General features: G+C 59.3%; 17 protein-coding genes. 7 read left to right on the forward strand and 10 right to left on the reverse strand.

Features of this window, described 5'->3' with window-relative positions:
• Positions 1–265: 265 nt before the first annotated feature.
• On the forward strand, positions 266–562 hold the full coding sequence (locus tag AC0V6X_RS14735; protein ID WP_486185295.1) for a hypothetical protein: 297 nt from the start codon (positions 266–268) through the stop codon (positions 560–562).
• A 104-nt stretch (positions 563–666) separates the two neighbouring features.
• On the opposite strand, the gene AC0V6X_RS14740 is transcribed toward AC0V6X_RS14735, so the two are convergent.
• Positions 667–1,671, reverse strand: a complete 1,005-nt coding sequence (locus AC0V6X_RS14740) for a serine hydrolase (RefSeq protein WP_486185296.1) — start codon at positions 1,669–1,671, stop codon at positions 667–669.
• Positions 1,672–2,002: 331 nt separating this feature from the next.
• Between AC0V6X_RS14740 and AC0V6X_RS14745 the strand changes: the two genes are divergently transcribed.
• The gene (locus tag AC0V6X_RS14745) at positions 2,003–4,372 is read left to right on the forward strand and encodes a DUF305 domain-containing protein (protein WP_486185297.1); all 2,370 of its coding nucleotides are present in this window, start codon (positions 2,003–2,005) and stop codon (positions 4,370–4,372) included.
• A gap of 70 nt (positions 4,373–4,442) precedes the next feature.
• On the opposite strand, the gene AC0V6X_RS14750 is transcribed toward AC0V6X_RS14745, so the two are convergent.
• The 4 genes from AC0V6X_RS14750 to AC0V6X_RS14765 all read right to left on the reverse strand — a co-directional run bounded on the left by AC0V6X_RS14750 (position 4,443) and on the right by AC0V6X_RS14765 (position 8,917).
• A complete protein-coding gene (locus AC0V6X_RS14750; protein ID WP_486185298.1) occupies positions 4,443–5,201 on the reverse strand; it encodes an enoyl-CoA hydratase/isomerase family protein in 759 nt (252 codons plus the stop codon).
• A 145-nt stretch (positions 5,202–5,346) separates the two neighbouring features.
• Positions 5,347–6,999: a chaperonin GroEL gene (gene groL / locus AC0V6X_RS14755; protein WP_486185299.1), complete on the reverse strand. Its 1,653-nt coding sequence runs from the start codon at positions 6,997–6,999 to the stop codon at positions 5,347–5,349.
• A gap of 57 nt (positions 7,000–7,056) precedes the next feature.
• Positions 7,057–7,344: a co-chaperone GroES gene (locus AC0V6X_RS14760; RefSeq protein ID WP_486185300.1), complete on the reverse strand. Its 288-nt coding sequence runs from the start codon at positions 7,342–7,344 to the stop codon at positions 7,057–7,059.
• Positions 7,345–7,456: 112 nt separating this feature from the next.
• Positions 7,457–8,917 carry an MATE family efflux transporter gene (locus tag AC0V6X_RS14765; RefSeq protein WP_486185301.1) on the reverse strand — a complete coding sequence of 487 codons (1,461 nt, stop codon included), beginning with the start codon at positions 8,915–8,917 and terminating at the stop codon, positions 7,457–7,459.
• A 179-nt stretch (positions 8,918–9,096) separates the two neighbouring features.
• Between AC0V6X_RS14765 and AC0V6X_RS14770 the strand changes: the two genes are divergently transcribed.
• Together AC0V6X_RS14770 and AC0V6X_RS14775 are read left to right on the forward strand one after the other, a co-directional pair.
• Complete coding sequence (locus AC0V6X_RS14770) at positions 9,097–10,332, forward strand: hypothetical protein (protein ID WP_486185302.1); 1,236 nt, start codon at positions 9,097–9,099, stop codon at positions 10,330–10,332.
• Between the two features lie 238 nt (positions 10,333–10,570).
• Positions 10,571–11,188, forward strand: a complete 618-nt coding sequence (locus AC0V6X_RS14775; RefSeq protein ID WP_486185303.1) for a hypothetical protein — start codon at positions 10,571–10,573, stop codon at positions 11,186–11,188.
• An 86-nt stretch (positions 11,189–11,274) separates the two neighbouring features.
• Here AC0V6X_RS14775 and rplL read toward each other — a convergent pair whose 3' ends face one another.
• The 5 genes from rplL to AC0V6X_RS14800 form a co-directional block, all read right to left on the reverse strand.
• Positions 11,275–11,652, reverse strand: a complete 378-nt coding sequence (gene rplL / locus AC0V6X_RS14780) for a 50S ribosomal protein L7/L12 (RefSeq protein WP_486185304.1) — start codon at positions 11,650–11,652, stop codon at positions 11,275–11,277.
• A gap of 100 nt (positions 11,653–11,752) precedes the next feature.
• Complete coding sequence (rplJ, locus tag AC0V6X_RS14785) at positions 11,753–12,268, reverse strand: 50S ribosomal protein L10 (protein WP_486185305.1); 516 nt, start codon at positions 12,266–12,268, stop codon at positions 11,753–11,755.
• Between the two features lie 293 nt (positions 12,269–12,561).
• Complete coding sequence (locus AC0V6X_RS14790) at positions 12,562–12,786, reverse strand: helix-turn-helix domain-containing protein (protein WP_486185306.1); 225 nt, start codon at positions 12,784–12,786, stop codon at positions 12,562–12,564.
• The gene (locus AC0V6X_RS14795) at positions 12,786–13,337 is read right to left on the reverse strand and encodes a DUF2975 domain-containing protein (RefSeq protein ID WP_486185307.1); all 552 of its coding nucleotides are present in this window, start codon (positions 13,335–13,337) and stop codon (positions 12,786–12,788) included. The genes AC0V6X_RS14790 and AC0V6X_RS14795 overlap by 1 nt, the downstream gene beginning before the upstream one ends.
• Positions 13,338–13,365: 28 nt before the next feature.
• Entirely contained in the window at positions 13,366–13,509 is a 144-nt protein-coding gene (locus AC0V6X_RS14800) for a hypothetical protein (RefSeq protein WP_486185308.1), read from the reverse strand.
• A 620-nt stretch (positions 13,510–14,129) separates the two neighbouring features.
• Between AC0V6X_RS14800 and rpoB the strand changes: the two genes are divergently transcribed.
• From rpoB to rpoC, 3 genes are read left to right on the forward strand one after another with little or no spacing between them, the layout of a single operon-like run.
• Positions 14,130–18,317 (forward strand): DNA-directed RNA polymerase subunit beta, encoded by a 4,188-nt coding sequence (gene rpoB / locus AC0V6X_RS14805; RefSeq protein ID WP_486185309.1) that lies wholly within the window; start codon positions 14,130–14,132, stop codon positions 18,315–18,317.
• 8 nt (positions 18,318–18,325) lie between these two features.
• Positions 18,326–18,724, forward strand: coding sequence for a hypothetical protein (locus AC0V6X_RS14810; RefSeq protein WP_486185310.1), 399 nt, complete (start codon positions 18,326–18,328; stop codon positions 18,722–18,724).
• Positions 18,725–18,738: 14 nt separating this feature from the next.
• Positions 18,739–23,031 carry a DNA-directed RNA polymerase subunit beta' gene (gene rpoC / locus AC0V6X_RS14815; RefSeq protein WP_486185311.1) on the forward strand — a complete coding sequence of 1,431 codons (4,293 nt, stop codon included), beginning with the start codon at positions 18,739–18,741 and terminating at the stop codon, positions 23,029–23,031.
• The last annotated feature ends 38 nt before the right edge of the window (positions 23,032–23,069 follow it).

The raw sequence follows: 23,069 nt of genomic DNA on the forward strand, positions 1-23,069 counted from the left end.
CTCGGTGTAAGCCGTTTAGCGCGCACCATACCCCGGATTTGATGCTCGATTTTCCCGGTAGGAAGTGCGGGACGAGCCGGGCCAGAAAAGCGGCGGAATTGAGGCGAGAATATGGCGAAAAGGCCTCATTTCGCCACATTTCGCTTGTAATGACACATTTCGGCCATTATTTGTATCCGCAGAGTCGGAGCGAAATACCGGCTTTGGTGCCCGCCAATCATAATGGCGGCTCCCGTTTCATTCGCTGAACTAAGGAATTGAAATCATGCGTAAGATCGTTCTTGCCGCTGCCGTCGCTACTTCGGCTCTGGGCCTCGCTGCTTGCGGCGAAACTGCTGACACCGCCGGTGAAACCGTTGACGCGATGGCTGCTGAAGCCGACGCAATGGCCAACGAAACCGCTGAAGCTGCTGAAGGCGCTGCCGACGCAACTGCTGAAGCCGCTGAAGGCGCTGCAGACGCAACCACCGACGCTGTCGAAGGTGCTGCTGATGACGTGACCGAAGCTGCTGAAGGCGCTGCCGCAGCTGCTGAAGACATGATGTCGGGCGACTCCGAGTAATCGGATGACCTGATCGCTCTGGCAACGGAGCAATCATAAGAAAAGGCGGTACTCCTGATGGAGTGCCGCCTTTTTCTTTGCTGCTTGCCCTGATGGAGCGCCCGTTAGCCGCCGGTGCGCGGCGCGCTTGTCCAATTGCGATTGTCTTGGGGCTGGGCGTTGAATCCGTCATACAGGGCTCGCGCTATCGCAGCGATGCGCGCTTCACGGTTTCGGCGGGTGCCCTGACCGGTTACATAAATCGCCACCGCAATCGCGCGTCCGTCCGGTGCCTCGATAATGCCAATGTCGCTCGATGTATTGTTGAGCGATCCGGTCTTGTGACTGACGCGGGCTGTTTCGGGCATGAAAGCAGGGATGCGGCGTCGACCGGTGACCGTCCGGCTCATAGAACCGAGCAACACTTGACGGCTTTGCTCGGAGAGGAAGTCTCCGCGATAAAGACCTTCCAGCAACCGGACCATTGCACGCGGGGTTGCCGCGTCGCGCGGATCGATCCAGCTCGCCGGATCATACTCGCCATCGTCGCGCACCAAGGTCGCGATGTCGCGGTCGATCGAAAAGTCATTGATGCCTTGGCGGCGCATCCAATCGTTCACCGCCTCAGGACCGCCCACCGCTGCGAGCAACGCGTCGGTAGCCGGGTTGCTCGAGCGGGTGATCATGATCTCAATCAGATCAATCGCTGCCATATTCTCACCTTCGCGAACCGGCGCTGCAGGTGAAGAATACTTGCGTGAGCGCACCGGGATCAACAGCGGAAATTCGCTGGTGAGCGAGTAGCGGCCTTGCTCGACCATCTCGAGGTAGGTTGCAGCCACCGCGATCTTGCTGGTGGAGGCCATCGGGAAAAGCTGATCGCCCAGGACCGCAATCTGCTCTCCAGTGGTGAGGTCCAGCGCAGCGACGCCGATCCGGCCTTGGCCCCCATCGGCAAGTTCAGCAATCCGTTGCTCAAACCCGTTGGCGTAGATCGCCTCAAAGGTCTCTGGCGAACGCATCTCTGTGCCGAAAGCGTCGTCGAAACTCGCCTGCAGATCGTTCGTCTGCGCTGCGGCAGGCATGGAGAATGACGCAGCGAAGGCCGCCAGCGGGGCGCCAATGAGCATTAAAGAGCGTCTGAGGAGAGGGGTGCGGGGATGTTGGGTCATCGTGAAAAAGTACTCTGCTCAGGGTTAGCGTGGACTTAATGCGCGAGACTAGGTGCGCGGGATTCGTCGCGGCAAGCACTCGATTCGCCGCGTGCGACGAATTGTGCGGCGCACGCGACCGACTCCGTTTCGAGCGGATTGGCGCGACATAAATGGAACATCTAGAGCCTCTGTAAGTTCCATTATTGCCTTGGGCAATTCCAGAGCACCTGCCAGCGATAGACAGCCTTGACTTGAGCGACAGGAGCTTCAGTGATGCGTCCGAAAAGTTTCAACGACAGGGACCATTATGACCTCCACACGTAACCTTACGTCTTTCTCCTCGCGCTCGCTGCTCCTCGCCATGATGCTCGGCGGGTCGAGCATGGCGATGGCCCAATCCAATGGGGCCCAATCCAATGGGGCCCAATCAGCCCCGATCGTGCAGCCGGGCGCTCCGGGCCAAGCCAGCAAGACGCTCAGCGCGGATGAAGCGACGCAGTTGGCGTCCGCCAGCTACACCGATGCGGATGTGCGTTTCATGCAGGGCATGATCGTCCACCACCAGCAGGCGGTTGAGATGTCTCAGCTGGTCGCGGACCGCACCAACAACGAAGACGTTGTAACGATTGCTGGCCGCATCCTGTCGAGCCAGGCGGATGAGATCACCTTCATGAACGAATGGCTTGCCGAACGTGGTGAGAAGACCATTACGCCGGGAGAGATGGATCATTCGGGCCACGATCACAGCGGCCATGACCATTCCGGCCATGATCATAATGGGGGGCATCATGGGGGCCATCACGGCGTCGATCATTCGCAAATGGCCGGCATGGCGACGCCGGAGCAAATGGCGGAGCTTGCCACTCTTGAAGGCACTGACTTTGATAGGATGTTCCTGACCCTGATGATTGCTCACCACGAAGGGGCGATCACGATGGTGGATGAACTGCTTGAGCAACCGGGCAGTGCGGCAGACCCCATTCTTTACCGCTTTGTTGGCGATGTCGACAACGACCAATCTACCGAAATTGAGCGGATGGATGTCGTGCTTGCCGGTCTCTCCGAAGACCCGCGTGCCGGCCTGACTCCGGGCTTTGCCGATGCAGGCGAAGCGATTTGGAACCTGCGTAAAGTCGCTTCGCTGCCCAAGCCGGCTGGCTTCTTCAACCCCGACAATCCCGCCGATCTGCGCCCACCTGTCCCACAGGATGAGGACGAGATGGAAGAAGAGGCGGAAGATACCGAAGCTCCCGAAGCTGAGACTTCTGAAGAGGAAACCGGTGATCCCGAAGACGGCGAAAGCCTTACCGAGTTTGCCGAGCGTTCGCCGCTGCTCGACTTTGCCAACACCGACTTGGCCTTCTTCGACGACATCATGGTCGCGGGCAACTATCACGGCTTCAACATCTATCGCCTGGGCGAAGATGGTGCGCCGACGCTTCTGAGCTCGGTCGTGTGTCCGGGCGGTCAGGGTGACGTTTCGGTCGCCGGTGACCTTCTTATCATGAGCGTCGAGCAGACCCGTGGCCGCGTCGATTGCGGGCTTCAGGGCGTGGAAGGCGATGTCTCGGAAGAGCGTTTCCGCGGCCTTCGCATCTTCGACATCTCTGACCTCACCGCTGTGCGTCAGGTCGGTCAGGTTCAGACCTGCCGGGGCAGCCACACCCACTCGATTGTGAGCGCGGATGACGAAAAGCTGGTCGTCTACAATTCCGGCACTTCGCGCGTGCGTGAGCAAGAGGAACTCGCGCGGTGCATCGACAACCCGTCGGACACGCGCACCGCTCTGTTCAGCATCGACGTGATCGAGATCCCGATTGCCGACCCCAGCCAAGCCCGCATCACGTCCAGCCCGCGCGTCTTTGCCGATGATGAGACGGGCGAGATTGCCGGCCTGTGGCTCGGCGGCGAGAGCGAGCCTGGCGCACAGGACACCCGGCAGACCAATCAGTGCCACGACATCACTGTGTTCCCGGCGCTGAACCTCGCGGCGGGCGCCTGTTCGGGCAACGGGATCCTGATGGATATCTCCGACCCTTATAACCCGGTCCGCATCGACGCCGTGTTCGACAAGGGCTTTGCCTATTGGCACTCGGCGACCTTCAGCAATGACGGCACCAAAGTCATCTTCACCGATGAGTGGGGCGGTGGTGGCCGTCCGCGTTGCAAGGCATCGGACCCGATGACGTGGGGCGCGAATGCGATCTACGACATCGTCGATGGCAAGCTGGAATTCCGCAGCCACTACAAGATGCCCGGACCCCAAAGCGACATGGAAAACTGCGTCGCGCATAACGGCTCCATCGTTCCGGTGCCGGGCCGCGATATCTTCGTGCAGAGCTGGTATCAGGGCGGCATCAGCCTGATGGACTTCACCGACAGCTCCAACCCGGTTGAGATCGCCTATTTCGACCGCGGCGCGATTGATGACGAGCAGCTGGTCGTGGGCGGTTACTGGTCGTCATACTGGTACAATGGTCGCATCTACGGCACCGAGATCACGCGTGGTATCGACGTCTTTGCTCTCGAGCCAAGCGAGTTTCTGAACCCCGCTGAAATCGCAGCGGCAGAGGCAGCCAGCTACGCCAACACACGCTTCAACCCGCAGACCCAGACGCAAGTGATCTGGTCGGAAGCGGACATTGAAGCGGCTGCTGCGAGCCGCGAAGGCGAGTAAGCCTAAGAAGCAACGCAAAAGGGGCGGGGTGGCACAACGCTACCCCGCCCCTTTTGTTTATGCGACGCGCTTATTTGTAGACGGCTGCACGTCCCTGCATCTTCGCCGCCACGCTCTCGGCAAAATCGGGCGAGGCCAGCTGCGCGGAGAAGTGTGCGCCTTCTTCCTTCATCGTCGCAGCAATCGCATCGCGCTGGTGCAGGACGAGAACCTTGGTTTTCTTGAGAGCGGTTGGGGCCGAGTTGGCGATCTGCAGCGCGACCTCGCCGACCCTCGCCGCGAACTCATCTGGCGCAAAGACGCGGGAGATAAGCCCGAATTGCAGAGCCTCTTGCGCGGTCAGAGCACGGCCTGTCATGAAGATGTCGTTGGCAACTGCCGCTCCTACGGCTTGCGGCAACAGCAGCGACGACGCGGCTTCTGGCACCAGGCCCAGTCCCACAAACGGTGCGGACATGGTCGCGTTCTCGGACGCAAAAGCGAGGTCGCAGTGGAGCAGCATGGTCAGGCCGACGCCAATTGCAGGCCCATTAACTGCGCCGATCACCGGCTTGGAGCATGCAGCAATCGCCTCCAGAAACTGAACCACTGGGGCCGGCGCATCAGGATCTGACCCCATGGCGAAGTCTTTGAGGTCATTGCCCGCGGTGAAGTACTCGCCTTCGCCCGTAATCACCAAAGCGCGTGCATCATCATTTGCATCATAGTCGCGCAAGGCCTTTGCCATGCTCGCATACATGGCCTGCGAGATCGCATTGCGCTTGTCCGGCCGCGCCATGGTCACAGTGGCAACGCGGTTATCGATGGTGATCGTGACGTGTTCGTTCATCGGGTGAGTTCCTTTGTGAAACTGAAATTCATTCGGGCTGCTACTGCCAGCGCTATCCCGTCGGCGTCCAGCACAAACAAAAAAGAGCCCCGGCGAACCGCAGTCCACCGGGGCCTTTTTATAAGCGTAGCAGCTTAGCGCGAGCTTAGAAGCCCATGCCGCCGCCCATGCCGCCCATGCCGCCCATATCGGGCATTGCAGGAGCCGCATTCTTGTCTTCCGGAGCGTCGGTGATCGCCGCTTCGGTGGTGATCAGCAGGCCAGCAACCGATGCTGCGTCCTGCAGCGCGGTGCGGACAACCTTGGTTGGGTCGATCACGCCGGCTTCCACCAGGTTCTCATAGGTGTCAGTCGCGGCGTTGAAGCCTTGGCTTTCGTCGTCTTCACGCAGCAGGTTGCCCGAGACAACCGCACCGTCGTGACCGGCGTTCTCAGCGATCTGGCGAACCGGTGCCATGATCGCACGGCGAACGATGTCGATGCCGCGGGTCTGGTCGTCATTGTCGCCCTTGACGCCTTCGAGCGCCTTGGTTGCGTAGAGCAGAGCCGTACCACCGCCCGGGACGATGCCTTCTTCGACGGCAGCGCGGGTTGCGTGGAGGGCGTCGTCAACGCGGTCCTTGCGTTCCTTCACTTCGACTTCCGAAGCACCGCCAACCTTGATCACTGCAACGCCGCCGGCGAGCTTGGCGAGACGCTCTTGCAGCTTCTCACGATCATAGTCGCTGGTGGTGTTGTCGATCTGCGTGCGGATTTCGCCGACGCGGGCCTTGATGTCGTCTTCCGAGCCTGCGCCGTCGACGATGGTGGTGTTGTCCTTGTCGATGGTGACGCGCTTGGCTTCACCCAGCATGCCGAGCGTGACATTCTCAAGCTTGATGCCGAGATCTTCGCTGATCATCTCGCCCTTGGTTAGGATTGCGATGTCCTGCAGCATCGCCTTGCGACGATCGCCGAAGCCCGGAGCCTTCACCGCTGCAACCTTCAGGCCGCCGCGCAGCTTGTTCACGACGAGGGTCGCGAGCGCTTCGCCTTCGATGTCTTCCGCGATGATGAGAAGCGGACGACCGCTCTGCATCGCCGCTTCGAGCACCGGCAGCATCGCCTGCAGGTTCGACAGCTTGGCTTCGTGGATCAGGATATAGGGGTTGTCGAGTTCAACCAGCATCTTGTCCGGGTTGGTGATGAAGTAGGGCGAAAGGTAGCCACGGTCGAACTGCATGCCTTCGACAACGTCGAGCTCAAATTCGAGACCCTTGGCTTCTTCGACGGTGATGACGCCTTCCTTGCCGACCTTCTCCATCGCTTCTGCGATCTTCTCGCCGACTTCCTTGTCGCCGTTGGCGGAGATGACGCCGACCTGAGCGATTTCAGCCGAGCCAGCGACTTCCTTCGAACGGGCCTTGAGGTTCTCGACCACAGCGGCGGTGGCGGTGTCGATGCCGCGCTTGAGGTCCATCGGGTTCATGCCAGCAGCAACAGCGGTCATGCCTTCGCGCACGATCGCCTGGCCGAGCACGGTCGAGGTGGTGGTGCCGTCACCGGCGAGGTCGTTGGTCTTCGACGCCACTTCCTTGAGCATCTGCGCGCCCATGTTTTCGAACTTGTCCTTAAGCTCGATTTCCTTGGCGACGGTGACGCCGTCCTTGGTGATGCGCGGTGCGCCAAAGCTCTTGTCGATGACAACGTTGCGACCCTTGGGGCCGAGGGTGACTTTCACGGCGTTGGCGAGCGTGTCGACGCCTTTGAGGATGCGCTCACGCGCTTCGCGGCCGAACTGTACGTCCTTTGCAGCCATTGGTGTTTCTCCTGAAAAATCTGTGTTGGGTTAGAAAGCGTGTGGGTCGGGCGGCAATCAGCCGATGATCCCCATGATGTCGCTTTCCTTCATGATCAGCAGGTCTTCACCGTCGATCTTGACTTCGGTGCCCGACCATTTGCCGAACAGGACGCGGTCGCCTGCTGACACGTCGAGGGTGATGCGGTTGCCTGCATCGTCACGTGCGCCTTCGCCAACGGAGACGACTTCGCCTTCGCTCGGCTTTTCCTGGGCGCTGTCAGGGATGATGATGCCGCCTGCAGTCTTGGTGTCGGCTTCGATGCGACGGACCACAACGCGGTCGTGAAGTGGACGAAATGCCATAAGTGATGACCTTTCTTGGTTTGGGTTGATAAAGCGAATTGGCACTCTCGACTAAGAGTGCCAGCGAGGGCGCAGATGGTTGCGCTGGACCAATGAGTCAAGGCGATTCAGATTAAAATTTTTGTGTAGGGCGCCCGGTAGGCCTGCGGGTCAAGCCCAGCCGCTCACGCGCCATCCAGCGCCACAGCAAAAGCACCGCGGCTACCGCGAGGCCGGTGGCAAGCCCGACCCACACGCCGATCCCTTGCAACGGCGAGTAAAAGCCCAGCCCCACGGCAAGCCCGATGCCAGGCACCCAATAGCTGAAAATAGCAATCCACATCGGCATTCGCGTGTCCTGAAGTCCGCGCAATGCGCCGGCCGCCACTGCCTGCACGCCGTCTACGATTTGGAAGGCTGCAGCGAGGACCAGATATTGCAGCGCAAAGCCCACCAGTGCCGCGTTCTTGGCGGCATAGGGATCGACATAGATCGACAGCAAAGTCATCGGCGCAAGGATCATCGCGCTGGCGGTGAGGGTCATGAATCCCGCGCCCAGGCCAACCGCGACCCAGCCTGCCCGCTTGATGCCTTCAGGGTTGCGCGCTCCGTAGAAATAGCCGACGCGGATCGTCACCGCCTGTCCCACGCCGAACGGGATCTGGAACGCGAGCGCGGCGAGTTGCAGCGCGACGGTGTGCCCGGCCAGCTCTGCCGCTCCGAACCGGCCCATCAGGAACGCCGCCGCCGCGAAAATCCCGGCCTCCGCGCTTACCGTCAGAGCGATGGGGGTGCCGATTTTGAGGATCTGCCAGAACCGCGCCCAATCGGGCGACCACAGGCGGCCAAAAATGCGGTAGCGGTGCAGATTGGGATCAAGCCGGATGGCGATGATGTAGGCCACCAAAGTGAACAGCGACGTGATGATCGTCGCAATCGCTGCGCCGGTCAGGCCCAGCTCTGGCGCGCCGAAATTGCCGAAGATGAAGGCGTAATTGGCAAACCCGTTCACGAAGATGCCCGCTGCCGTGATCGCAGTGGCAAAAAACGGGCGGCCCAAGGCGGAGACGTAGTTCCTCAACACGCCTGCCAACAGCATCGGGATCAGCGAGAATATGATGACGTAGTTGTACTCGACCGCCAGCGCGATAATTGCCTCTTGCTGGCCGGTGGCGCGCATGATTGGTTCGAGCAGCAGGCAGAACCCCATGCCTGCAAAGCCCAGGATCACCGCCAGCCACAGTGCCATGCGCACAGAGCGCCGCACCGGACGAAGTGTCGGACCGCCTGCGCCAATCGCCTCGGCAATCAGCGGAGCGACGGCCCCGGTCAACGACGTCATCGCCCAAAGGATCAGGCCAAATAGCGAAACTGCGAGTGCTGATGCGGCGAGCTGCTCGTCCCCCAGCCGTGCAATGAAGATCACATCGATGGCATAGGTGAGCATTTGAAGCAGGTTCGCCGCTGCCAAAGGCGTCGCCAGCATGGCCGTCGCGCGCAGCTCTTGCCCCCAAGTGAGGGTCGCTTTTCCTTCGGTCAAACCAGAGGGGCCTTCGGCTTGACCGGGCGCGTTGAGGGGCGTGGTTTCGCTCATTTGTCTCATCCGCCCGCGCGGAAGAGCGAGCCGATCCGAATAGGGCCGTGCGGGCTTTGAGGGAAGCGAAATCTTGGATGGAGGTGGCAGTGCGGCTGCTCGGTTGGAGAGATTCTTCTTTATCCACAGGGTGAATCGCTCCATAACTATATCTGCAATGGGCAGTTTTGGGGGATTCGGTGGAGCACTCCGCCACTTCGACAGCGACGGAAGATAAGGGCACGCAGGGCGCGGCCATTGATCGTGCGCGCGCCTTGAAGGCGAGCGAGTACACTGCGCGCGATGCGGCGCTTCATTATCCTGGCACCCATACCAGCCCCTATTTCGCATACAAGGCGCGGGCCTTTGTTGGCTCAGCGGCGATTGCTGTCGCCGTGACCATTCCTGATGTTTCATTCGGGGCGATTGGCACTGCGGTCTTGCGGATCGATATGGGCGCGCCGGTCGCGCCCCTACCTGACACGATCTGGAGCCCGGCTGCGCAATCGCAGGGTCCGGTCCATGTCCAAATCATTGCGGCAGAGCAGATCGCTCCCAGCGCCGTCACCTATCGCAGCCAAACCAACTATGGCGCCTTCGACCGTTCGAGACCGCTGGAGGTCTTAGAGGCCGGATCGCTCCATTTCGAGATCGCATTTGCTGAGCTTGAATTGACTCAGCCGCGCCCGGTGGAGATGTCCGCTCGCGCCCGGACAATGGGCGATGCACGAACAGCAGAGAATCCCGCCAACCGCGATGCGCCCGCACCCTTGGCCGCTCTGGTCGAAGCCCCGCAGGTCGGGAATGCGCGCGCCGCGAATTCACCCGGACTGTCTGCATCGCGCGATGAGCGCCGGATCGGGTCCTTGGCAAGCAATCAATTGGCACCGAATACTTCATCGATCGAGGCCGCTTTTGCAGGCGTGATTGATGTCTCTGGTGCGGCGCGTGAAGCGATCCCGGTCGTTTCACCGGATCGCTCGGATGAGGCTGCTCGCATGGCGATCCCGCTGCCGGTTTCGGAGCCGGGCCTAAACCCGAGCGCTGCTGTGGAGAGCGCTCTCATCGAAAAGCGCACGCTGGATGCGCGGATCAATGGCGTGCTGACCGGCTCGGTCGATTTTCAGCAGCTCGACGGGACAATCGCGATCCGGCTGGGATCAGTGGTCGACATGCTGCGCAGCCGGTTCAGCGCCTCTGAGCTTGCCCATATGCGAGCAGGCCGGTCGATCGACGCTTTTGTGACGCTTGAACAGATGCAGTCGGCTGGCATTCCGATCCGCTATAACCCCGCCTATGACGAGATCGAGTTCGGGATCGACTATGACGATGCGCCCAACGCGTCCAAGGTCCAGGTCGAACAGATCAGCATCTTGCCCAGCGCCAGTGAGGGCAGGGGCGAGAGCACAGCGATCGATCAGATCATCCCGCGTTAGTGGAGTTAGCCTCCGTTAGGAGGTCGGCTCGACTCGCGGAAGATTCGAGCTTAAGGACCGCACAGTTTTTCAACGAAAACAGGTGCAAAACATGAAATGTCTACCAGTGTTCGCGGCAGCGTTAGCTGTTGCTGCGCCGAGCTACGCTCAGCAAAGTGGCCCCATGCAAGTCCAGCGATCGGTTCCTGCTGCCGAGAACGTGTCAGTGTTGCCAGCAAATACTGAGGTTTATCTTCGCTTGAACGAGGAATTGACCACCAAAGGCAATCGGATGGAGGAAGGGTCAACCTTTTATCTAACCGTTGCTGCGGATGTCATTATGGGTGATTATGTCATCATCCCGGAAGGAGCGAGAGCAACCGGTAGAGTAACATGGATGACAAATAAGGGCATGTTCGGAAAGTCGGGCAAGTTCGAGATTGAGATCATGTATGTTGAGGTGAATGGTCGTCGCATTCCGCTAAATGGAACTTTCCGCCAAGAAGGAGAAGGGAACACTGTCGCGACGGTCGGTGCGGTTGTTGTGGTTCCAGTTGCAGGCCTATTTGTGACTGGGCGCAGTGGCAGGATGCCGGCTGGGACTGAGCTCACGGCTTACACCGAAGATGACCTTGAGTTTCAATTCGACGGCCCGCCGCCTGTGCGAAATGCGCCGATGAGTGTCTCACGAGTTCCGCAGCGAGCGACCGCTGCCCCGCCTGCTGGTCAAGCCGAGACTGCTGTCGAAGGGCTGGTCGATGGTACTATAGATCAAGCGCCGAGCGACCTGCCGGTTGGCCACGTCGAGACAACGGACGATGTGTTGGTCGATGATGCCGCCGATCAGGAGCCGAGTCAGGCACCAGCCTACGAATAAGCTACCAACAAAAAGGGCGGTGCCATTGCTGACACCGCCCCCTGATTGCGAGCGCTTCAAGACACTCGCAAAACTTTGCGCAAGACTTACTTCAGCTCAACGGTGCCGCCAGCTGCTTCGATCTTGGCTTTGATCTCTTCGGCTTCTGCCTTGGCAACGCCTTCCTTAAGCGGCTTGGGCGCGCCTTCGACGAGACCCTTGGCTTCGGTAAGGCCGAGACCGGTGATGCCGCGGACTTCCTTGATGACCTGGATCTTCTTGCCGCCGTCGCCGGTGAGAATGACGTCGAATTCGTCCTTCTCTTCAGCGGCTGCACCGGCGTCGCCGCCGCCAGCCGGGCCAGCAACAGCCACTGCAGCAGCAGCGGAAACGCCCCACTCTTCTTCGAGGGCTTTAGCAAGTTCAGCTGCCTCAAGGACGGTCAGCTTCGAAAGTTCTTCAACAAGCTTGGCAATATCAGCCATGATGTTCACTCCAATTATGTGGCGGGGTTTTCAAATCACCCCATGATGTTTCGTTGTTCGCGAATACGTCTCGTTTTTCGCGCCTCAAACTGGCGAGGCGTTAAGCAGCTTCCTTGGCGCCATAGGCACCAAAAACGCGAGCCAGCTTGTTGGCGGGTGCGGTGACGACCTGAGCGATCTTCGTCGCTGGGGCGTTAACGAGGCCAACAATCGTGCCGCGCAGCTCATCGAGGCTCGGCATCGAGGCAAGCGCCTTGACTCCAGCTTCGTCGAGCACCTGCGTGCCCATCGAACCACCGACGATTTCCAGCTTGTCGTTCGACTTGGCGAATTCGACAGCGGCCTTAGCGGCCGAGACCGGGTCTTCCGACCAGGCCAGCGCGGTTGGGCCGTTGAGGAATTCCTCGAGCCCAACGTAATCGGTGTCCTTCAGGGCGAGCTTGGCGAGACGGTTCTTCGCAACCTTGTAAGAGGCACCCGCTTCACGCATTTTCGTGCGCAGTTCGGTGGACTGTTCCACCGACATGCCGAGATTGCGGGTGACAACCACCACGCCGACCTCGTTGAAAACGCCATTGAGCTGGGCAACCGCTTCGGATTTCTGCGAACGATCCATGCCATACTCCTTCATTATGATCGCCTGAAACCAATGCTCAAACGACCGGCTCAAATCATCCAGCGCCGTTCATCGACACTGGACAAGTCCATCAATGGGGAAGGAGGGTGAGCCAGCTGGCTCGGCTGCGATCCTGTAGGCGGACCGCGTAAATCTCTTTTCCCCGTCTAGGCTGCAAATTAAGGACGGCATATTCCGTTCAGCAACTGTCTCGGACGGATGACTGCAAAAACAGTCGAGGCGCGCAATTAGCCTGCGCGCCTCGAGAGTCAAGCAAATTGCGACTGCCTAGCTTAGAGTTTGTATTCCAACAGATCGCCCGGCTGGCAGTCCAACTCGCGGCAGATTGCTGCCAGCGTGCTGAACCGGATCGCTTTGGCTTTGCCGGTTTTCAGGATTGAGAGGTTGGCCAGCGTCAGGCCCACCCGTTCTGCCAGTTCGGTTAGAGTCATGCGGCGTTCGTGCAGCAGGTCGTCGAGTTTGACCATGATCGTTGCTCCTTCATCATCAGCAGGCATCACACAGTCCCTTCGAGATCTTCGCGCATCGCTGCGCCATATTTGAACACCCGGGCAAGGATGAAGAGGATGATGACCATCAAGATTCCGGTCAGGTCGAGCCCTGCGTCAACGGTGAATTCGGAATTCTCCACTTCGTCGACCCACTTGGCCACCCAAAGGGCAAAGCCCATGATGGGTATACCGATGATCTGGATGCCCAGCAGCAGCCATGCCATCACGTTGAGGCGGTCCGCATTGTCAGGGATGAAGGGGTCGCCTTCTCCGACAGTGGCAATGATGGCCCGCAATCTTCCAAAGAAGAAGAACAGCATGGCCGTTGCGGCGACGACTAGGGCTAACACTGCGACGACGGGGAAGACCGGGAACGCGCCCACTACATCGGGGTTATCTGCCGCGATCTCAGCGGTGATCGTATCCTGAAAGAAAATGACCAAGGGAATGACGAGCGCGACCAGCACTCCGCCTAGTGCGGAAAAGCCTTGCATCAAAATGGTCATGATCTTGCCGGCAAGTAGCAGCAAGTCATTGGGTTTTTCGTACATTGTCATGGGTTGAGCCCCTCTAGGAAACCTGGCCTTACGCGAGTTCGACGGTCTGGCTGATGGCCGGAGTGCCGGTCTGCGCCGAAGCGGGTGGGACGGTCACAATCGCATGGAGCGATGCAAAGGCGAGGATCACGGCTGCGAAAGCGGCGAAAGTGTTGGTGAGTGAGGTGGACATATCGTTCTCCGTTAAGTGTCATATTGAATTTCAATAATCCATAGCTAGGCGCGACGGAATTTATCGTCAATCAATAAATATTGAAAAACGATAAGACACTGATCGATAAGCAATATTTCTCGCCATATCGAAAAACAATATGTGCGAAGAGGAGTGTTTGCGTGCCTTGCAGGGTGCCGAATTGCCTCCGATTCGAATCACTGTGGCCGCTTTGCGAGTGGAAGCATGGCGCGGAGTACGGTCGCACACGCGACCGCAAGGCCGACTGGCCGCCCGCAGCGGGTCCGCAGCGGAGCGGAGGACGTCTAGCGAGGACGCGCCCGCGGATGCGGGCGCTCAAAGACAGTGTTGACGCGAAGCGCCCCTATTCCTACATGCCTGTCCACACACCAGCTTCGAGCCGGACTGATTCATGCGCGGGGATCGGTTCAAGAATGGAAGCGGTGCAAGCCATAACGCGACGTTTTTGCTGCAACTGGAGCGGACCCAGACAGGGTGCGCCTCGGTGTGCAGCGCTTGTGCGTCTGTTATGGCCCATTCCGTCTCGCGTGACGAAACGAAGCAACTGCGCGTGAGGCCTCTCCCTTGCGTGCTCACAGGACAAAGAGGCACCTCCCTCCATGGCAACCAAAGCGAAAGCCACCCGCAGCCGTTCGGCTAAGGGTACCGCAAAACGCCGCATCCGTAAGATTTTCGGCGACATCCACGAAGTCGTCGACATGCCCAACCTGATCGAGGTTCAGCGGGAGAGCTATGAGTTCTTCCTGCGCTCGAACAAGGAAACCGGCTATGTCTCCGGCCTTGAGAAGACCCTGCGCAGTGTCTTCCCGATCCGCGACTTTGCCGGTACGGCGGAACTGGACTTCGTTCACTACGAGCTGGAGCAGCCCAAATACGACACGACTGAATGTCGTCAGCGTGGCATCACTTATGCCGCTCCGATGAAGGTCACTCTGCGTCTCATCGTCTTTGAAGTCGATCAGGAAACCGAAACGCGCTCGGTCCTCGATATCAAGGAGCAGGACGTTTACATGGGCGACATGCCGCTCATGACGGAGAATGGCACCTTCATCATCAACGGCACAGAGCGTGTGATCGTTTCGCAGATGCACCGTTCGCCGGGCGTTCTGTTCGACCACGATCGCGGCAAGACGCACTCGTCCGGCAAGCTGCTGTTTGCTGCCCGCGTCATTCCCTATCGCGGTTCGTGGCTCGACTTTGAGTTCGACGCCAAGGACATCGTCAACGTCCGCATCGACCGTAAGCGCAAGCTGCCGGTGACCGCGCTGCTTTATGCGCTGGGTCTCGATAGCGAAGGCATCCTGCATCACTTCTACGAAACCATGACCTGGGAGCGTGCGAAGGATGGCTGGAAGGTCCCGTTTGTCGCGGAAAACTGGCGCGGTCAGAAACCGGCTTTCGGTCTGGTTGACGCCAAGACCGGCGAAGAAATCTTCCCGGCTGGCCAGAAAATCTCCCCCCGCGCTGCCAACAAGGCGGCCAAGGATGGGTTGAAGGACTTGCTCCTCCCGACCGAGGAAGCCGTGGGCCGCTATGCCGCCTATGACATGATCAACGAAAAGACCGGCTCGATCTACATCGAAGCGGGCGACGAAGTGACCATGGAGCACATCGAAGCGCTCGACGAAGCTGGCTTCGACAAGCTCGAACTGCTCGACATTGACGAGATCAACACCGGCCCGTGGATCCGCAACACGCTGAAGGTCGACAAGGCCGAGAACCGCGATGAGGGTCTTGAGGCGATCTACAAGGTCATGCGTCCGGGCGAACCACCGACCAAGGAAACCGCAGAAGCTCTGTTCGAAGGCCTGTTCTTCGATGGCGAGCGGTATGACCTGTCGGCCGTTGGCCGCGTGAAGCTCAACATGCGTCTTGGCCTCGATGCCGAAGACACTGTGACGACCCTGCGAAAGGAAGACATCCTTGCCGTGGTCAAAGAGCTGGTCGGCCTGAAAGACGGCAAGGGCGAAGTCGACGACATCGACAACCTCGGCAACCGCCGTGTGCGTTCGGTGGGTGAGCTGCTGGAAAACCAGTACCGCGTTGGCCTGTTGCGCATGGAGCGTGCGGTTAAGGAGCGCATGTCTTCGGTCGACGTTTCGACCGTCATGCCCAACGACCTCATCAACGCGAAGCCGGCTGTCGCGGCTGTCCGCGAATTCTTCGGCTCTTCGCAGCTGTCGCAGTTCATGGACCAGACCAACCCGCTGTCGGAAGTCACCCACAAACGCCGCGTCTCAGCGCTTGGCCCAGGTGGTCTGACGCGTGAGCGCGCAGGCTTTGAAGTCCGCGACGTTCACCCGACGCATTATGGCCGTATCTGCCCGATTGAAACGCCGGAAGGCCCGAATATCGGTCTGATCAATTCGCTGGCTTCGTTCAGCCGGGTCAACAAATACGGCTTCATCGAAACGCCCTATCGCCAAGTTGAAAACAACAAGGTGACCGGCGATGTGATCTACCTCTCCGCCATGGAAGAGCAGAAGCACACCGTCGCACAGGCGTCTGCTGACCTGACTGATGATGGGACCTTCGTCGAAGATCTCGTCTCGGCCCGTCACGCTGGCGACAACCTGATGGCGCCGAACGATCAGATCACTCTGATGGACGTCTCGCCAAAGCAGCTTGTCTCGGTCGCAGCCTCGCTCATTCCGTTCCTTGAGAATGATGACGCGAACCGCGCACTGATGGGCTCGAACATGCAGCGCCAGGCGGTGCCGCTTGTGAAGGCAGAGGCGCCGTGGGTCGGCACCGGCATGGAAGAGACCGTTGCCCGCGATTCCGGCGCAGCGATTGCGGCCAAGCGCGGCGGCATCGTCGATCAGGTCGATGCGACCCGTATCGTCATCCGTGCACAGGGCGATGTCGAAGCCGGTCAGTCTGGCGTCGACATCTACACGCTGCAGAAATTCCAGCGCTCCAACCAGAACACCTGCATCAACCAGCGTCCGCTGGTGAAGGTGGGCGAAGTGGTTGAGCCGGGCGACATCATCGCTGACGGTCCTTCGACGGACCTGGGCGAGCTGGCGCTAGGCAAGAACAGCCTCGTCGCGTTCATGCCGTGGAATGGCTACAACTACGAAGACTCGATCCTGATCAGCGAACGCATCGTGAAGGATGACGTCTTCACCTCGATCCATATCGAAGAGTTCGAAGTCATGGCCCGCGATACGAAGCTTGGGCCAGAGGACATCACCCGCGATATCCCGAATGTCGGTGAGGAAGCCCTGCGCAACCTCGACGAAGCGGGCATCGTTTACATCGGGGCCGAAGTGCACCCGGGTGACATTCTGGTCGGCAAGATCACACCGAAGGGCGAGAGCCCGATGACGCCGGAAGAAAAGCTCCTGCGCGCCATCTTCGGTGAGAAGGCTTCGGATGTTCGCGACACCTCGCTGCGTCTGCCGCCGGGTGTGGCTGGTACTATCGTCGAAGTCCGTGTGTTCAACCGCCACGGTATCGAAATCGACGACCGTACGCGTGCGATCCAGAACGAGGAAATCGAGCGTCTCCGCAAGGATGCCGCTGACGAACGCAACATCCTCAACCGTGCGACTTACAACCGCCTGAAGGACATGCTGATGGGTCAAACCGCCAGCGCGGCTCCCAAAGGCGTGAAGAAGGGCATCGAAATCGGCGAGCAAGTGTTGGCCGATGTTGAGAAGCACGAGTGGTTCAAGTTCGCTGTTGCTGACGACAAACGTCAGGCGCAGATCGAAGCGATCAAGTCGCAATATGACGAAAGCGTCGCGATGATCGATGCGAAGTTCGAAGACCGCAAGGAGAAGCTGGAGCGTGGTGACGAACTCGCGCCGGGCGTGCTCAAGATGGTCAAGGTCTTCGTCGCGGTGAAGCGCAAGCTGCAGCCGGGCGACAAGATGGCCGGCCGTCACGGAAACAAGGGTGTGATTTCGCGCATCCTTCCGGTTGAGGACATGCCGTTCCTCGAAGATGGAACGCCGGTTGATCTCGTGCTGAACCCGCTGGGCGTGCCTTCGCGTATGAACGTCGGTCAGATTTTCGAAACGCACCTTGGCTTCGCAGCGCGCGGCCTTGGCATGGACATCGCTGAGAAGCTCGAAGAGTGGAAGGCAGCGAACCCGAATGCGGCAGAGGACTATGCGGGCGTCAAGCCTCCTGCAGCAGTCGTCGACCGTCTGAAGGACGTCTATGGCGAGCAATACTTTGACGATCTGGAAAGCCGTTCGGCTGAGCAGATTGTTGAGCTTGCAAGCAACCTCTCCGCAGGTGTCCCGATGGGTACGCCCGTGTTTGACGGTGCACGCGAAGCCGACGTGTCCGACTACCTTGTAAAAGCCGGTGTCGACAGCTCCGGCCAGTCGACGCTGTATGATGGGCGCACGGGTGACGCCTTTGACCGCAAGGTCACTGTGGGCATCATCTACATGCTCAAGCTGCACCACCTGGTCGACGACAAGATCCACGCTCGCTCGATCGGTCCATACTCGCTCGTCACGCAGCAGCCGCTGGGTGGTAAAGCGCAGTTCGGCGGACAGCGCTTCGGTGAGATGGAGGTCTGGGCTCTGCAAGCATACGGCGCCGCCTACACCTTGCAGGAAATGCTCACGGTCAAGTCGGACGATGTCGTTGGCCGGACCAAGGTCTACGAAGCGATCGTCAAGGGCGACGACACCTTCGAAGCGGGCATTCCGGAGAGCTTCAACGTTCTCGTCAAGGAAATGCGCTCGCTGGGCATGAATGTCGAACTCACCTCGCTGGGCGATGGTGAAGACGATGATGACGGCTTCGCACAAGCGGCGGAATAAGAGCTATGATGAGACAGATTGTAGCTTCGACACTGGCTGGTGCAGCGCTCGTTTGCGCTGTGCCTGTTGCCGCGCAAGAGACGATGACGCCGGTCGAGGAGTACCAAGACCTTCTCAACTGCACGTCACATGCCATCATCCTGGGCAGCATTTTTCATGCCAATGAAGACCCTGCGCTCGCAGAACAGTCTGAGCAGCAGGCTCAGAAATATGCGGACATGATGAACGCTTGGATCGAGCGCATGCAGGGCATCGCCGAGGTCGAAAAGACCGATGATGAGAGGGCTGAGGAGCTCGCTGAGGATCTCATCACGCTCATGAACCGCGTGCAAGATAATGCCTCCGAAGAGTCCTTTTCAGAAATGATTGCGGTGACTGAAAGCTGCCGCTCGCGCTACGGCGCATAAGGGAAGTTTGCGATATGAACGAACTGACAAAATTCACCAACCAGCTGGCCAAGCCGGAGACCTTTGACCAGATCCAGATCGGCATCGCCTCGCCAGAGCGCATCCGTTCGTGGTCCTATGGTGAGATCAAGAAGCCTGAGACCATCAACTACCGTACGTTCAAGCCAGAGCGTGACGGCCTGTTCTGCGCGCGCATCTTTGGTCCGGTGAAGGACTATGAGTGCCTGTGCGGCAAGTACAAGCGGATGAAGTACAAAGGCGTCGTGTGTGAAAAGTGCGGCGTTGAAGTCACCGTCACCAAGGTCCGCCGTGAGCGTATGGGCCACATTGAGCTGGCCGCTCCGGTCGCGCACATCTGGTATCTGAAGTCGCTGCCCTCGCGCATCGGCCTGCTGCTCGACATTCAATTGAAGCAGCTGGAGCGCATCCTCTACTTCGAAAGCTATGTCGTGATCGAGCCGGGCCTGACCCCGCTTGAGAAGTTCCAGCTGCTGACTGAAGACGAGCTGCTCGAAGCGCAGGACGAGTATGGCGAAGATGCGTTCTCCGCCGACATCGGCGCAGAGGCGGTCAAGGTCATGCTGATGGACCTCGACCTTGAGCAAGAGCGTGACGATCTGATGGAAGAGCTGGCGACCACCAAGTCGACGCTCAAGCCCAAGAAGATCATCAAGCGTCTGAAGGTTGTTGAGAGCTTCATCGAATCCGGCAACCGTCCGGAGTGGATGATCCTCGAAGTGATCCCTGTGATCCCGCCTGAGCTGCGCCCGCTGGTGCCGCTGGATGGTGGCCGTTTTGCGACGTCCGATCTCAACGATCTCTATCGCCGCGTCATAAACCGTAACAACCGTTTGAAGCGTCTGATCGAACTGCGCGCGCCGGACATCATCGTCCGCAACGAAAAGCGTATGCTGCAAGAAGCCGTTGACGCGCTGTTCGACAATGGCCGTCGTGGCCGCGTCATCACCGGTGCCAATAAACGCCCGCTGAAATCGCTGTCCGACATGCTGAAGGGCAAGCAGGGCCGCTTCCGCCAGAACCTTCTGGGTAAGCGCGTCGACTATTCAGGCCGTTCGGTCATCGTGACCGGTCCCGAACTGAAACTGCATCAGTGCGGCCTGCCCAAGAAGATGGCGCTCGAACTGTTCAAGCCGTTCATCTACGCCCGTCTTGACGCCAAGGGTCTTTCGATGACCCTCAAGCAAGCCAAGAAGTGGGTCGAGAAAGAGCGCAAGGAAGTCTGGGACATCCTCGACGAAGTGATCCGTGAGCACCCGGTTCTCCTGAACCGCGCGCCAACGCTTCACCGTCTGGGAATCCAGGCGTTCGAGCCGGTGCTGATCGAAGGTAAGGCTATCCAGCTGCACCCGCTGGTCTGCTCGGCGTTCAACGCTGACTTTGACGGCGACCAAATGGCGGTCCACGTGCCGCTCAGCCTCGAAGCACAGCTCGAAGCGCGCGTGCTGATGATGTCGACCAACAACATCCTCTCGCCCGCCAACGGCAAGCCGATCATCGTGCCTTCACAGGACATGGTGCTGGGCCTCTACTACCTCTCGATGGAGCGTCAGGAAAAGACCCCTGAATTCCTCGAGAATGAGGACGGCTCCAAGGTCGAAAAGCTGCCGCGCTTTGCCGATATGGCCGAAGTGCACCATGCGCTTGAGACCAAGGCCGTGTCGCTTCACACCAAGATCCTCGCCCGCGTCCCGCAGGCTGAAGAGGATGGCAAGATCGTGATGAAGCGGTTCGAGACCACTCCGGGCCGCATGCTGATCGGTGAGTGTCTGCCGAAGAACCACAAGGTGCCCTACGACATCATCAACCGCCTTCTGACGAAGAAGGATATCGGTGACGTGATCGATGAAGTGTATCGTCACACCGGCCAGAAGGACACGGTCCTGTTTGCCGATGCGATCATGGTCCTGGGCTTCCGTCACGCGTTCAAGGCGGGCATCTCGTTTGGTAAGGATGACATGATCATCCCCGACGCCAAGGTGAAGCTGGTCGATGAGACCAAATCTTTGGTCGCTGACTATGAGCAGCAATACCAGGACGGTCTCATCACTCAGCAAGAGAAGTACAACAAGGTGATCGACGCTTGGTCCAAGTGTGGTGACCTGGTTGCTGACGCGATGATGGAGCGGATTAAGGCTCGCCCGGTCGACAAGGACGGGCGTGAGGCTGACATCAACTCGATCTACATGATGAGCCACTCCGGTGCGCGTGGTTCGCCAGCGCAGATGAAGCAGCTCGCCGGGATGCGCGGCCTGATGGCCAAGCCGTCGGGCGAGATCATCGAGAACCCGATCATCTCGAACTTCAAGGAAGGTCTGAACGTCCTTGAATACTTCAACTCCACCCACGGCGCTCGTAAGGGCCTTGCGGATACGGCGCTCAAGACGGCGAACTCGGGTTACCTGACCCGCCGTCTGGTCGACGTGTCGCAGGACTGCACCATCGTCGAGCAGGATTGTAAGACCGAAAACGCGCTGGAAATGCGTGCAATCGTTCAGGGCGGTAGCGTCATTGCCTCGCTTGGCGAACGTATCCTTGGCCGCACCGTGGCCGAAGACATCGTCAACGCCGCCACCGGTGAAGTGATCGCGCCCAAGGGCACTCTGGTCGACGAGCCGATGGTGAAGGAAATCGAAGCGGCTGAGGTTCAGTCCGCCAAGATCCGCTCGCCGCTGCTTTGCGAAAGCGACCAAGGCGTTTGCGGAACCTGCTATGGCCGTGACCTTGCACGCGGTACGCCTGTGAACATCGGTGAGGCTGTCGGCGTTATCGCTGCGCAATCCATCGGTGAGCCTGGCACGCAGCTGACCATGCGGACCTTCCACATTGGCGGTGCGGCTCAGCTCAACGAGACCTCCCACCTCGAGGCGACCTCCGATGGTAAGGTCGAGCTTCGCGATATGCCGACCATCACCGATAAGAAGGGCAACATCTTGTCGCTCGCTCGTAACGGTGAAATCGCGGTTATCGATGCCGAGGGCCGTGAACGTGAGATGCACAAAGTGCCTTATGGTACGGTCATCAAGTTCAAGCACGGTGCGAAGGTCAAAGAAGGCGATCGTCTCGCTGAATGGGACCCGTTCACTCTGCCGATCATCACCGAGCAATCGGGCGTGGTGAAGTATCAGGATCTGGTCGAGGGCACGACGCTCGAAGAACAGACCGATGATGCAACGGGTATCGCGCAGCGCGTGGTCACCGAAAATCGCGCCACAGGCCGCAAAAAGAAGGAAGAGCTTCGCCCGCGCATGATCCTGCAAGGTGAAGGCCAATCCGACGACGAAGCTGATGCACAGCGCTATATGCTCGCGCCGGGCACCACTCTTTCGGTTGAAGACGGTCAACAGGTGGAAGCAGGTGACATTCTGGCCCGTGCATCGCGCGAGTTTGCGAAAACCCGCGACATTACCGGTGGTCTGCCGCGTGTGGCTGAACTGTTTGAGGCGCGTCTGCCTAAGGACATGTCGGTCATCGCCAAGATCTCAGGCAAGATTGAGTTCGTTCGCGAATACAAGGCCAAACGCAAGATCGCGATCATTCCGGAAGAAGGTGATCCGGTCGAGTACCTGATCCCCAAAACCAAGGTGATCGACGTGCAAGAAGGCGACTTTGTGAAGAAGGGTGATACCCTGATTTCCGGCGCGCCGAACCCGCACGACATCCTCGAAGTCATGGGTGTTGAGGCACTGGCCGAGTATCTCGTCAACGAGATTCAGGAAGTCTACCGACTGCAGGGCGTGAAGATCAACGACAAGCACATCGAGGTGATTGTTCGCCAGATGCTGCAAAAGGTTGAGATCACCAATGGTGGCGACACCACTCTGTTGCCGGGTGAGCAGGTCGACTACGCCGAAATGCTCGAATACAATGCCAAGCTTGGCAAGAACAAGCAGCCGGCCGAAGGCACGCCGATCCTGCTTGGGATCACCAAGGCGTCCCTGCAAACCCGCAGCTTCATCTCCGCCGCATCGTTCCAGGAGACGACTCGCGTTCTGACCCAGGCTTCGGTCGAGGGTAAGAAGGACACGCTGATCGGACTGAAAGAGAACGTGATCGTGGGCCGTCTCATCCCCGCCGGTACCGGTGCGGGCATGAACCGGATGCGCGTCACTGCGTCGAGTTGTGATGCTGCTCTCAAAGCGGCTTGGAAAAAGCAGCAAGAGAAGCTCGCTGCCGAAAACGCGGTTGAGGAAGAGCCTGCTGCCGATCCGGTTTCCTCTGAGGAAGCCATGAAGGCAGCCATGGGTGGCGGCGGCGATGCTGCTCCCGAAGGCAATGCGGCTGAATAAGCTTCAAGCTTGAACCAAACAAAAGGCCCCGGTGGAGT

It is taken from the genome of Erythrobacter sp. S267, from assembly GCF_057365045.1.

Coding starts and splice junctions, on each gene's coding strand:
- AC0V6X_RS14735 (WP_486185295.1), top strand. CDS start 266: ATGCGTAAGATCGTTCTTGCCGCTGCCGTCGCTACTTCGGCTCTGGGC.
- rpoB (WP_486185309.1), top strand. CDS start 14,130: ATGGCAACCAAAGCGAAAGCCACCCGCAGCCGTTCGGCTAAGGGTACC.
- rpoC (WP_486185311.1), top strand. CDS start 18,739: ATGAACGAACTGACAAAATTCACCAACCAGCTGGCCAAGCCGGAGACC.
- groL (WP_486185299.1), bottom strand. CDS start 6,999: ATGGCTGCAAAGGACGTACAGTTCGGCCGCGAAGCGCGTGAGCGCATC.
- AC0V6X_RS14795 (WP_486185307.1), bottom strand. CDS start 13,337: ATGACAATGTACGAAAAACCCAATGACTTGCTGCTACTTGCCGGCAAG.
- AC0V6X_RS14800 (WP_486185308.1), bottom strand. CDS start 13,509: ATGTCCACCTCACTCACCAACACTTTCGCCGCTTTCGCAGCCGTGATC.
- AC0V6X_RS14765 (WP_486185301.1), bottom strand. CDS start 8,917: ATGAGCGAAACCACGCCCCTCAACGCGCCCGGTCAAGCCGAAGGCCCC.
- rplL (WP_486185304.1), bottom strand. CDS start 11,652: ATGGCTGATATTGCCAAGCTTGTTGAAGAACTTTCGAAGCTGACCGTC.
- AC0V6X_RS14740 (WP_486185296.1), bottom strand. CDS start 1,671: ATGCTCATTGGCGCCCCGCTGGCGGCCTTCGCTGCGTCATTCTCCATG.
- AC0V6X_RS14750 (WP_486185298.1), bottom strand. CDS start 5,201: ATGAACGAACACGTCACGATCACCATCGATAACCGCGTTGCCACTGTG.
- AC0V6X_RS14790 (WP_486185306.1), bottom strand. CDS start 12,786: ATGCCTGCTGATGATGAAGGAGCAACGATCATGGTCAAACTCGACGAC.
- AC0V6X_RS14810 (WP_486185310.1), top strand. CDS start 18,326: ATGAGACAGATTGTAGCTTCGACACTGGCTGGTGCAGCGCTCGTTTGC.
- AC0V6X_RS14745 (WP_486185297.1), top strand. CDS start 2,003: ATGACCTCCACACGTAACCTTACGTCTTTCTCCTCGCGCTCGCTGCTC.
- rplJ (WP_486185305.1), bottom strand. CDS start 12,268: ATGGATCGTTCGCAGAAATCCGAAGCGGTTGCCCAGCTCAATGGCGTT.
- AC0V6X_RS14760 (WP_486185300.1), bottom strand. CDS start 7,344: ATGGCATTTCGTCCACTTCACGACCGCGTTGTGGTCCGTCGCATCGAA.